The organism is Paenibacillus sp. A3, assembly GCF_001399685.1.
Lineage (GTDB): Bacteria > Bacillota > Bacilli > Paenibacillales > NBRC-103111 > Paenibacillus_G.
Genome location: NZ_JTHN01000021.1, coordinates 46,545 through 58,837 on the forward strand (window position 1 = coordinate 46,545; position 12,293 = coordinate 58,837).

General features: G+C 54.6%; 10 protein-coding genes. 1 reads left to right on the forward strand and 9 read right to left on the reverse strand.

The window, feature by feature from the left end; translation table 11 throughout:
* The first annotated feature begins 142 nt into the window (after positions 1-142).
* Positions 143-1,840: a methyl-accepting chemotaxis protein gene (locus tag QJ48_RS02570; protein ID WP_054972096.1), complete on the forward strand. Its 1,698-nt coding sequence runs from the start codon at positions 143-145 to the stop codon at positions 1,838-1,840.
* A gap of 50 nt (positions 1,841-1,890) precedes the next feature.
* Here QJ48_RS02570 and rbsK read toward each other — a convergent pair whose 3' ends face one another.
* The 9 genes from rbsK to QJ48_RS02615 all read right to left on the reverse strand — a co-directional run bounded on the left by rbsK (position 1,891) and on the right by QJ48_RS02615 (position 12,138).
* Entirely contained in the window at positions 1,891-2,781 is an 891-nt protein-coding gene (gene rbsK / locus QJ48_RS02575; protein WP_054972097.1) for a ribokinase, read from the reverse strand.
* 42 nt (positions 2,782-2,823) lie between these two features.
* A complete protein-coding gene (locus QJ48_RS02580; RefSeq protein WP_237762783.1) occupies positions 2,824-5,124 on the reverse strand; it encodes an ADP-ribosylglycohydrolase family protein in 2,301 nt (766 codons plus the stop codon).
* A complete protein-coding gene (locus tag QJ48_RS02585; RefSeq protein ID WP_054972098.1) occupies positions 5,125-6,282 on the reverse strand; it encodes an ADP-ribosylglycohydrolase family protein in 1,158 nt (385 codons plus the stop codon).
* 58 nt (positions 6,283-6,340) lie between these two features.
* Positions 6,341-7,792: an extracellular solute-binding protein gene (locus QJ48_RS02590; RefSeq protein WP_054972099.1), complete on the reverse strand. Its 1,452-nt coding sequence runs from the start codon at positions 7,790-7,792 to the stop codon at positions 6,341-6,343.
* Between the two features lie 30 nt (positions 7,793-7,822).
* Positions 7,823-8,707, reverse strand: a complete 885-nt coding sequence (locus QJ48_RS02595; protein ID WP_054972100.1) for a carbohydrate ABC transporter permease — start codon at positions 8,705-8,707, stop codon at positions 7,823-7,825.
* Positions 8,708-8,719: 12 nt separating this feature from the next.
* Positions 8,720-9,622 carry a sugar ABC transporter permease gene (locus QJ48_RS02600; protein WP_054972101.1) on the reverse strand — a complete coding sequence of 301 codons (903 nt, stop codon included), beginning with the start codon at positions 9,620-9,622 and terminating at the stop codon, positions 8,720-8,722.
* A 20-nt stretch (positions 9,623-9,642) separates the two neighbouring features.
* Entirely contained in the window at positions 9,643-9,954 is a 312-nt protein-coding gene (locus tag QJ48_RS02605; protein ID WP_054972102.1) for a DUF4387 domain-containing protein, read from the reverse strand.
* Positions 9,955-9,957: 3 nt separating this feature from the next.
* Entirely contained in the window at positions 9,958-11,325 is a 1,368-nt protein-coding gene (locus tag QJ48_RS02610) for an acyclic terpene utilization AtuA family protein (RefSeq protein ID WP_054972103.1), read from the reverse strand.
* A gap of 108 nt (positions 11,326-11,433) precedes the next feature.
* Positions 11,434-12,138 carry a FadR/GntR family transcriptional regulator gene (locus QJ48_RS02615; protein ID WP_054972104.1) on the reverse strand — a complete coding sequence of 235 codons (705 nt, stop codon included), beginning with the start codon at positions 12,136-12,138 and terminating at the stop codon, positions 11,434-11,436.
* Positions 12,139-12,293 lie beyond the last annotated feature (155 nt).

Genomic DNA, 12,293 nt, shown 5'->3' on the forward strand with positions numbered 1-12,293 from the left:
AATAGAAACTTTATACAAAAAACGACGTAACGGCTGCGAAACGGGCTGGAATAAGAAGGAATTTACCATTGGATTGTCGAATTGGTATTATTCTGAAAACCATATCCAATATAAAAATAGCATAACCGAGGGGGCTCGTACGATGCGCTGGACTGTCAGTAGAAAGCTTGCTTTGGGATTCCTTACCATGTTGCTTCTTACTACCATCACCGCCGTTCTTGCTTTAAACCGTATGATGTTTATCCAAAACCGCGTTGAACAAGTTACCGAAAACTCGATGCCCAAGGTGAAAGAAATCAACCGGATTTATTTCGAGACGGAGCATGTGCTTAATCTGGTGTTCCGCCACAAAGACAGTACCGATGCTGCAGCACGCAAAACCCTTGAGGATGAAATCGGCGCAAGCTACGCCTTGGTCGAATCGACGGTACAGCAGTACGAGTCCCAGATCACAGCCGACGAAGAACGAAGCAATTTTGCTTCCTTCAAGGAAAGTTGGGACGAATTCAAAAAGAACACGCAAAAAACGTTAGTCACCAGCCGCAGCAACCCCCAGCAAACCATGATCCTGATCGATGCCGGCCACCGTATTTTCGACGAAATGCAGAAGCATTTGACCAGTCTGGTCGAATGGAACCACAAGCAGGCTGAAACCTCCGCACTGGAAGCAAAAAAAGCATATAAGGATAGCTTGATATGGGTATATGTCATTCTCGGAATCAGTGTGGCTGTCGCCGTCGGAATCAGCACGTTGTTCCTCCTCCTGATTGCCCGCCCGCTGCGTCTGGTCACTGGCAGTATCGTACGGGTCGCGGACGGCGACCTGACCGTTCCGCCGCTGTCTGTGAAAAGCCGCGATGAAATCGGCCAACTGGCCGACGCTCTGAACCGCATGGTTCGCGAGCTTCATTCGGCGATCAGCCGCTCTTCGGAAACCTCGCACCAGGTCACGCAGCTGGCCGATTCGCTGGCGGCCGATGCCAGTCAAACGACGATCGCCGCGCAGCAGATTGCCGACGCCTCGCGGCAGGTCGCCGGAGGAGCGCAGGCACAGCTGACGACCTCGAAAGAAACGGCCGTCGTCATGGAAGAAATGGCCGCAGGAATCGGTCGGATTTCAGAGGCAACCTCGGAAATGGCGGAGCAGTTCCAAACGACAGCCGCCAATGCGGTAAAAGGCACGGAGTCGATGGACGAAGCGGAAGAGCAGATGAACGCCATTTCCACAACAACCACGCAGACCTCGGAACGCATGGAACGGCTGAGCAAACGGTCCGACGAAATCGGAGGCATTGTGAAATTGATCTCCGAGATCGCTTATCAGACGAATTTGCTGGCCTTGAACGCTTCGATTGAAGCGGCAAGAGCCGGGGAAAGCGGCAAAGGCTTCGCGGTCGTCGCCGCCGAGGTGAAGAAGCTGGCCACCCAATCCGAAGCGGCCGCCAAGGACATTACCCAGCGCATCCGCTTGATTCAAGAGGAAACAAAAGAAACGGCCGGAGCGATCCGCGAGGTTACGGAGCAGGTTACGGCGGGTATCCATCTGGTAAGCGACTCCGGCCGCAGCTTCCGCGACATTGCCTCCTCAATTGAGCAACTGAACGGACATATTCAGGAAGTGTCCGCCACGGCGGAAGAAATGGCGGCGACCACCGAGCAGATTACCGCCTCGGTCACGTCCACGGCGATGATCGCCCAGACCTCCAGCGACAGCACGGAAAGCGTCGCCGCCGCTTCGAACGAGCAGTTCGCTTCGATGGAACGCATCTCCGGCAGCGCGGAGTCGCTTACACTGCTTGCGGGAGAGCTTCGCGAGAGCATTCGCCGCTTCCGGCTGTAGGACTGTTCGCAAAAAAGCACCTGCTTTTGCAAGCAAGTGCTTGGGCCAACCTATAATACTTCCGACAACATGGGGATCGCGTCCTGCGCTCCCAAACGGGTCACCGCAATGGACGAGGCGCGCTGGGCGATATCCACCGCTTCGTCCATGCTTTTGCCGGCGATGATCATTGCGGCCAGCGTGCCGGAGAACGTATCCCCGGCCGCCGTCGTGTCGACGGCTTCAACCTTGCGCGCTTCCTTATATACGTTCTCCGTTCCGTTATAGTACACGATGCCCTTTTCTCCGAGTGTAATGAGCGGATAGCGAATCCCTTTGGCCCGCAGCTTGTTCAACGCCTCAATAGCATCGTCGGTGCTCCGGATCTCGACACCCGTGTAGATGCGGCATTCGATTTCGTTCGGCGTAAAATAATCCACACCCTGCAAAATCGCTTCGTCGATCGGGACCGCAGGCGCCGGATTCAGGAAAATCGGCACTTGGCCTTTCACCAAATGAATCACCTCATAAACCGTCTCCATTGGTATTTCCAGCTGCAGCATGACGGCCGCGGCTGAAAGCAGCTCCTGCTGGTACCCTCGAATATAGCCGGGGGAGACTTCGCTGTTTGCTCCGCCGTCGAGAATGATGCTGTTATTTCCGTTGCATACGGTGATGGCTGCCACGCCTGTCGTCACATTCGGCTCGCGCTTGAGAAAGTCCGTGCGCACGCCAAAGCCGCTAAGCCGATCGATCAGGGACTGGCCGAAAATATCGTCGCCCACCTTCCCCATAAACCACGTTTCGGCGCCCATCTTGGCGCAAGCGACCGCTTGATTGGCCCCTTTACCGCCGGGAGCGAGGAAAAATCCGTCGCCCCGCATCGTCTCCCCGATTTCGGGAAGACGGCTCGTCCGCATGACCATATCCATATTCGCACTGCCGACAACCATAATTTTCATCGGATTCCGCCCTCTTCGTTACAAATTCACCGGACCGGACTTCTAGAGCTCCGTGACCCGGATATTGCTGTAGTAGGCTCTCGCCGCGCCCAGGGTGCTGACTCCGTACATGCCGTAGCCGAACGTACCGTCCGTATGCTGCAGGATTTGCTCCCCGTTGATGAACAGCGTGATGACCTGCCCTTGCACCGTCACCTTGAATTCATAGTTCTGCCCAAACTGCCATGGGTAACTCGCTCCGGTCAGTTTAGTATAACCGAAATCGTTCAGGTAGAGGGAGACTTGATCTTTGCCGTCAAAGCCCGCATGATACCCGCGCATCGCTCCTTGAGCGCGAACCGCCACCAGATGCGAATCGCCGATTTGCGGATTCAGGTCCAAGGTTACCGTATAATCCGTGGCAAAATAGTTGCCCGTATACGCTTCGCTTGGCTCGGCGGTCATCAAATACATCGAGTTGTCTACCAGACTCCAAGCGCCGTGATTATGGGCAAAAGGCGTCACGCAGCCAAAATCGCCCGACTGTTTACGGAAATCGATCGTATAATCCGCTTTGCCGGAAATCCGGAATTCGTCGATAAAGATGCGGCCCAAGCTTTTCGGCTTGCGCGTCGAATACGATTCGAGCACGATGCCGACCTCGTCGATCAGCTCGCCTTCCGAATCCGGAATGACGAACTCCACCTTAATCCACTCTTGGTTCACGAGCTTGACATAGCCTTGGACGAGCTCTTTCTTGCTTTTGTGCAGCCGGACGTAAGGAGCAATCCCCATCGTCTCGTTGCCGCCCCATTGATCCAGATAAATGTTCATCGATACTTTCTGACCCGAGTACGCTCTCGGTGCAAACGTCGGCGAATACCGCTCGTCGCTGAAGTCGGCGCGGGTGTAGAAAGGCTTGTAAAAGACTTTCGACTTCTCGCCGCGGGTCATGCGGTCAAAGATGACTTCGAGCGAGCCTGTGCCGCGGAAGGCTTTCTCGATCGAATGCCGCGCCTGACAAAAGAACGGATCGGATACCCGGATATTGTGCGTCGACCCCGGCAGCTCGAAATCAAAATAAATGTCGCGTTCCGTAAAGCTGTCAGCGATTTCCTGCGGGCACGGCTCCTTCGCCAGACGATAGCCCAAAATCGTCAATTCCTTGGCATACGTAGGAATATCCAAAATGTTCAGGTAGCCGGAGATGCCCGACATCACGATGGAATCGTTGATGGGCTTGCGGTACTTGTCCGCGATGCCTTCCAAGCCGCATGCGACGCCGAGCACGGTGCCGACGTTGCCCGCATTGCAGTCGGTATCCCAGCCGCACATCGTGGCGATTTCCACCGTCCGGTTGAAGTCGCCCTGACCGTAAATCATGGCCAGCACGCAAACGCCGGCATTCGGAATAATGTGGCAAACGCCGGTATATTTGTCGTAGCCCCAGTCTCTTTCGAGCATGTCGCGGCAAGCCCGGAAATCGTCCGGATGCTGCGCGTGGAATTCCAGCACCGCTCTCGACACTTGCGCGTAGAGCGAATCCGTAGGAATTTGAGCGAGCCCCGCTTCAATAATCTGGCGGATATCCGACGTTTCGAACGCTTTGGAGATCGCCGCGCAGAAAAATCTCGCGCCCAGCACCCCTTCGCCGTCGTGCGATACGCGGGCCGCAGCTTCGCCGAAATCGGCGGCTTTCTTCGGATTGCACGGATTCACGAGGCCCCACGTATCGATGAAAATTTGCCCGCCGATCTGCTCGGCGATAATAAGCCCGTTCTGCTCGATCGAGCCGGATTGCGGGGCAGGAATCCCTTTTTTCAGGTTGATGTAAGCGGTATGCTCCGTGCTGACGCCATAGCCGCCCCACCAGAACATTCCGATCCCTTCGCGGGCGTAGTTCAACCAGGCGCGAGCCACGTCGTTCGGGGTAATATCGCGGTCGACCGCATCGTCATACAATGCCCGCAGAAAATAATACGGACCGTTCGCGTCGTCATCGGCAGCGAAGTTTTTGAATTCCTTCACGTAGTCCGTAATCTCGCCGTACGTATTTTTGATCCGCTCATAAGTCCAGATCGTCGGCTCCACCGGCGCGCCCAGCCTTATGCCAATATTCATGCCCAAATAACCTGCATAAACTTTCTCTAAATAATTCGAAGGAATCATGTTCCGTGCACCGCCTTTAAAAATATTGAACCTGGAAGATAGGCCAATGGCAAACCGCTGCGCGAGCGGATCGTTCTTCCGATCGCTGTTGTCCCCGGATTCTTTGATTTGATAACCCATTGAGCTGTCAGAATCCGAAGACAAAGGCGACCGCTGACGCTTCTCCAGAACGATTCCGCTCACTCCGCTGCCCATTTACCGGACTTCCAGAAACTTCTGCCGCTTGCTGTTCAATTCCAAATCCTCTTGAATAATCGCCGCTGCCGCTTCGGTAAACCGATCGCAGCTTCCTGCCATATCTTGCTTGTTAACTTCTTCCAACACCGCGATCTCATCGACCGGGATCGCCCGAGCGCCCTGCATCGCGCCCAAGATCGCGCCGATCATGACGCCGATTGAATCCGTATCGCGGCCGGAGCTCACGCCGTCCTTGACCGCCTCCAGGAAATCGCCGTCGTGCAGGACCATGTATGCCAGCGCCAGCGGCAGCTCCTCGATGGAGAACAACCGGCTTGGCGTGTAATGATTCGAAGGGATGCCAACTTTATCGATGCTCCGGTTGACGTCGTCGCGCATCGGAGAGTAGACCGCCATCACTTCGTGTAAAGCATGGACAACCTTGTCCCGGTCCGCTTTATCCGCTTGCAGGAGCAGAGCCTTCTCGCAAAGAGCGTAAATGGCCCGCTTCGTGCCGTCCTTGGCGTAATACACCGCGGTTTCGGCCACATCATGGACCGTGACGCCCGGCTCGAACGCCTTGGCGACGCAGGAGGCCATCACGCCCGCCGCTTCCAGCCCGTAGCTGATTTGATGGCCGGAGGCGAACAAGATCGCTTCGTCGTACGCTCCCTTCGGGTTGCAGGCGTTCACGATCCCGACGGGAGCGATATACATCGCCGCTCCGCAGTTGACCATATTGCCGTAACCGCCCTCGCGGGGCTCACAATTGGCGAGCACGTGCCGGTTGAAAATATGCTTCTCGGGATAAAACAACCGGTCTAAAATAAGCGCTTCCCGGCCAAACTCCGGAATGTACCTCGGTCGGAAGGCAATTTCCTTCACAAATTCGTTCGCCATATCATAGGCGTCCAGATGCCGACGCTCCGTGCAGTACACGTTCATCAGCGCCAGCGTCATGAGCGTATCGTCCGTCACAATGCCTTGGCCGCGCATTCGGCCGAGCCGCGCCGTCTCCGGCCAATCCGCCTTCCACCATTTCGTCTTCGTCGTTTCGACGCGGCCGTATTTTTCTTTTATTTGACCGTAGGTCATTTTCTCCACAACCGCGCCCATCGCATCGCCGTACGCCGTCCCGAAGACGACGCCTTTCACCCGATCCGCAAAAGACAGCATCGGTTCCTCTCCCCTCCGCAGGAAGTGCGAGGCCTCCGCCCCGCACTTGACCGCCCGTTTATTTTATCGTTTGGTTGGCGTAATCCGTTATTTCCTTGCCGCCTGCGGCGTTCCAGGCTTGCACGAACTGATCAAAATCCGCGATCGTCTTCTTGCCCGTCACCACGTTGGCGGCAAATTCTTTGTAGAGCGCGTTGCAGGCGTCCCACTTGGCTGCAAGCTCCGCAGGGATGATGAAGCTGTTGTCTTTTTTGGACAGCTTGGACATCATATCCAGTGATTTCGCCGCCGGCTCGGACAGGTACGGCATCGACGGATCGAACTCCGGCTTGAAGTTCACGGTCGACTCGACGAACCGCGGATACCATTCTGCCGATTTTGCCGTCAGCTTGATTTTGTTGTCGACGACGGTGTATTGATCGCCTTCGATGCCGAGCTTATCCAGCAGCTGGCCTTTCGGGCTGGCCAGGTACTCCAAGACGGCGAAGGCCATCTCTTTATTTTTCGCGGTTTTGGCAATTGCGAAGCCGCGGCTCTCCTTGCTCACGTCAACCGGGGTGTACCCTTGGCCTTTCCCTTTTGCCGGCGGCAGAGGCATTACCTTCGCGGCGGCTCCGTTCTGAGACGTAGATTTCGTATTGTAAAGGTCGATGACTTTCCCTTGCGTCCCTGCGATAACCGCCGCTTGACCGTCGTAGAACGCTTTTTCTTTCGTATCCCATTTTTTGGTCAGGAACTCGGGATCGAGCAGGCCGTCCTTGTACAGCTTCGCATAAAATTCAAGCTTGTCTTTTTCGAAGGAGGTCGTTTTGCCGAACGCGTACTTGCCGTCCTCGCCTTTCAGCCAAGTGGAGGTCAGTCCGAACGCCTGCCCGAATGTGGCGTCAAGCTCGTCGAGCGTACCGGCCGTCGTATACGCAAATTTCGCGCCGTTCTTTTCTTTCAGCTCTTTGAAAAAGTTATAGTAGTTGTCCACGGTCGGGTTAACGAGCAGTTCCTTGCCCGATGCCGTCTTGTCAAACCAATCCTGACGCACGACCGGAACCGAGCTGCTCGTCGGCGACAGCCACACGAGATACGGATAGTTCTTCGTTCTTTCCTGGTTGTACGGGTTCATGGACGCTTTCACATGCGTAGATTTTTCAATGTACGGCATCAAATCTTCCAGAATTTTTTGGGTGACCGCGAACTGGTAGTCGCCGCCTTGGAAATAAATCAGATCGGGAATATTGCCGCTTTGCAGCAGCAGGCCCAGCTTCTCGGAGTAGGTGCCGCTCTGCACGGGAACGAGCTTCAGCTTCACGTTTTTGCCTTCGGCTTTCATGCCTTCTTCGATGCCTTTGAGCAATGGATCGTCGGGCTGCAAGTCCTTGTCGACGATCGTAATCGTGACCGGCTGGTCGCCGGACGGTGCCGCAGCCGAACCGCCCGGAGCTGTCGAATTGCCGGAGCTGCACGCGGTGGAGATGACCAGCAAGCTTGCGGCGAGCAGGGTGAACACTTTTCTCATTTCTATTTCCTCCCCAATGTCTTGTGTTGTTTATTCTTTGACGCCGCCATCCATTACTCCGCTGGTATAATACTTCAGAATAATAGGATAGAGCATAAGAATCGGAATCATGGCAATGACGATTGTAGCCGCTTTCAGCGAAGAGAAATCGAGCTGCGCAATATTGTTGTTTTGAAGCAGATTTGCTGCGCCGACCAGCGTCGAAGTGTCCCGCTCCACGACGAATTGTCTAAGCAGCACCTGCAGCACCGTGTTCTCGCGGCTGGACAAGAAAATGCTGGATTTGAAAAACTCGTTCCACTTCGCAATCGCGTAGAACATCCCGATCGTCAGCAGCGGTATGCGTGCCAGCGGCATAACGATGCGGATAAACAAGGTCATGTGCCCGGCGCCGTCAATTCTGGCCGCTTCCAGCAAGGACTCCGGAATTTCTTCCAGAAAACGCATCATAATAATCAAGTAGTACACGTTGATCATCCGGTACAGCACCATCGACCATAAGCTGTCGAGCAGATGCAGATCCTTCATGACCATATATTCCTGAACGATCCCCGGCTCGAAGATCATGATAATGATCAGAAAAATCATAATCGGGGTTTTGCCGACCAAGTTTTTTCGCGTTAAGACATAGGCCGCAATCGTCGTAAAAAAGATACATAAGCAGGTACCCACCACAGTAATAAACAGCGAATTCATCAGCGCCTTGCCGACAATCGGATTGCCGAGAACGACTTGAAAATTGATCAGCGAGAACCCCTTGGGCAGCAGATCGTAGCCTTTCAGCTGATTAACCTGATCCGGATGCGATAACGCTCTGGCAAATATGTTCACAATCGGCACGAACATCGTTAACGTCAGCAGCGTCAGCAGCAGGCCGATCAACAATTTGAAAACGGTTATTTTTTTGCCAACCATCTTGGCACCCCCTTACCATGCGCCTTTCGAGGTCAATTTCTTCGATATGAAATGAGTGGACAGCACGAGCACGACGCCAATTAGGCTTTTGAACAGGTTGGCCGCTGTAGCGAACGAATATTGCCCGTTGATCAAGCCGACACGGTAGACGTACGTATCGATAATATCGATCTGGCTGTTGACGGAATCGTTGGTGAAGTTCAGTACCTGATCAAGTCCCGCATTCATAATGAAGCCGACATTCAGGATAAAAATCGTGACCATCGGAATGTACAGATGCGGCAGCACGACTCGGGTGACAATGTGCCAGCGGGACGCTCCGTCGACATAAGCCGCTTCGTACAAGCTGGGACTGACGCCCATGATCGCGGCCAGAAAAATAATCGAGTCCCAGCCGATACTTCGCCAGGCTTCGCTGGCAATCAGCACCCATCGGATGCTTCCTTTATCCGTCAAGAAATCTTGCGGCGGAAAGCCGAGCGCCTTGATCAGATCGTTCACCGCCCCCGTGGACGGGGACAGAAATTCGAACCAAATGCCCGCAATGACGACCCACGACAGAAAGTGGGGCAAGTACGAAACGACCTGCACCGCCTTGCGGAATTTGCCGTTCGCGAACTCGTTGAGCATCAGCGCGAACAGGATCGGAATCGGAAAAATAAGGAACATTTTCATCGCGCTAATGATTAAAGTATTGGCCAGTACGTTGGAGAATATGGGCGTGCTGAACAGCTCGCGGAAATATTTGAGCCCGACGTACACGTTGTCTCCAAGAATGCGGTATTCGTAAAAGGCCAGCTTCATGCCGATAATCGGCCAGACATGGAAGATGACGAAATACGCGAGACACGGGAGAAGCATGAGATAGAGCACTTTATCGGCCCATATTCGATTCAGCTTCGAATACGCTTTCATCCGTTACACCTCCTGACGGATCACAAGTTGATCTCCAGTTCCATCAGCGGCGCGTGCTGCTGCGCCCCGTACACGTCCCGGTCCAGGAAGGTGCCTGACGAAACTTTTCTCGCAAACGTAATTTTGAATCCGAGCGCCTGATCGAAGAAGACGATCTGCGTAATGTTATGCTGCTCAATATTGTAGAGCCGCGATACGAGCTCTTTATTGATCAAGCCTTGCTCTTTGATTTTGTAATAAACGGACGGATCGTCGAACAGCACGTCAACCGTAATTTCAAAGGGGCCGCTGTTTTTGCTGCGCAGGACGGCCGCCGCATCGAATAACTTCATATTTTACACCTCTTCATAATCGGTCCGGAACATTTCGAATCCGTCCAAGACTTCCATCAGGTGGTAAACGGAGAACTCGTATACCGCGCCGAACGGCACATCGCTGGGCGCAAACGGAAACGCCAAATTCCCTGCGGTCGCTTTTCTTCCTTCGTACCCGTAATGGAGGAAGGTCGATCTCACCGAGCTGCATACCGCATTGGCCAGCTCCTGCGTCTTGGCGACGACCTCGAACACGATCCCCAGTTCATGCGCCGGTTTACGCTGCGGCTCCAGCTCGCCCAACACGCCGTCGAGTCCGTAGTTGATAAAATGGATCTTGTAGTCGTCCGGCGAAACCTCGCTGTAATACTCGCGCACCTGCTGCTTGACCAGCTCTTCGACTTCTTCGATCTTCGCAATCAGCAGCGGATCGCGGACCCCGGCGACGACAAACGTGCGGTAAGCCACTTTCATTGCGCCTTCCAGCTTGATCTTGTACACCGGCGTCTCGGCGATTTGACTGCCGCGTACTTCGACGCTGCCGTCTCCAAGCTCAGTAAAGACGCAATGCTCCAGATTGAGCACCAGGCCCGGCCCATGCAAAATGTACGGGTGGTCCTTCTCATAAAACGTGTGCGCCGCCACCGACACCGCCGTACATTTACGGCTCTCATTGAGCGGCTGCACGATAAACGAATCCGCTTTCAAGGTACCGAGCATGCAATCCTTCGTCGTTCCCGGCTCGGCGGAAAGCGCCGCGCACTCCAGAATTTTGCCGAGGTGGTAAGCAAGCGCCGTATCGTAGCCATGATGCATGGCGACAGCCGCGAACGGCGACGGGTCGTACGCTCGGCCGCAAATAATAATGTCTGCCGCTTCCTCGAGCGCCGCAACAATCGGTTCGTGCCCCATCTGCGCCACGATGCGGTCGGTTGCCGCAAGCCGTTCCGGCGTCAGCGGCGCAACGGTCAGGCCCAGCGGCTCGCACTTGCCTGCCTCCTGCTTCGCCGACACCACCTCGCGGGGAATGTCCGCCCAGATGGTCGCCACCTTGATGCCGCGAATCCCGTGCTCTTCCAGAATTTCCAGGACGATCGACCGGGTCCATTCCACATGAATCTCCGCGCCGCTTCCCCCCGCCGACCCGATGATTATCGGGATGCCTGCCTTGACGCCCTCGGTAATGATGATTTCGAGATCCTTCTTGCAGGCCTGCTTGCTGACAATCGCCGTGCCTGCGCCTAACTTATGAGGTCCTGCATCGGTAGAGCCAGCGTCCACCACGATCGCGTCCGGGCCGCAAGCCATCCCGTTCATAAAGGAGGACTTCGGAAACCCGTAGCCCAGCATCCCGCAAGGGGCCAAAATTTTGAACTCGTCCTTTGCCATATGACTCCTCCGCCCTATCCGCTACGATTATCTGTATTCCGCCAACTCACACAAATTTTGGATATTGGGTAATTGGGTGGTCCAATTTAAACGTCAAAAGGATGCTGATCATCCATTTGACTCCGTTTTGTTCGAAGAAACATTTTGCTTCACCTGCTGGAGATGGTGCAGGAGCGCCGCTTTGGCTTTCGCCGGATCTTTTTCCTTAATCGCTTGAAGAATAGCGTAATGCTCCTTGTACACTTCGCTTTTGCGGCCGGGGATATCGACTGTCTTGGTCAGCGTTTTCTGCAAAAGATCCATGTGCAAATCGATCAGATTCACCAGCACGACATTGTGCGTCGCTTTGGCGATCGAGAGATGGAACGCCTGATCGGGATTGACGGGATCGTCGGAGCTGCTGTCGATCGTACCCCAGCGCTCAAGAGCGCTTTCAATTTCCGCAATATCCTGCTCGGTCGCCCGTTTGGCCGCGAGTTCCACGATGCCCGTCTCGAAAATTTCCCTGGCCTCCAGCAGCTCGATAATCGTCGCCCGCTCGATATTTTCGAGGATGCGCTTCGTATCTTCCGCCTTCGTCAGGTTTTTACTGAGGAAACGGCCGCCTCCCGGACGGGTTTCGATCAATCCCTCCCGCTCCAGAATGCGGAAAGCTTCGCGCAGCGTGCCGCGGCTGATGCCGAACGCCTGGGCCAGCTCCCGTTCCGTAGGCAGCACGTCCCCCGGAGCAAGGTTGCCTTCGAGGATGATATTTTCAATCTGCTCAATGACATCTTCATAGACCCGGTGGTATTTTATTTTCTTAATGGTCATTGTCCGTTACCTTTCCACGAATAACGTTACTTTCGGATAATTGGATCACCCAATTTCCCACACCTTTATACTAAGCCCAATGATTAGGCGTGTCAAGAAAAGATTAACGGCCAAAAAAATTTAAAGACCAGGGCGCGGCCTTCCCCTGATCTTCG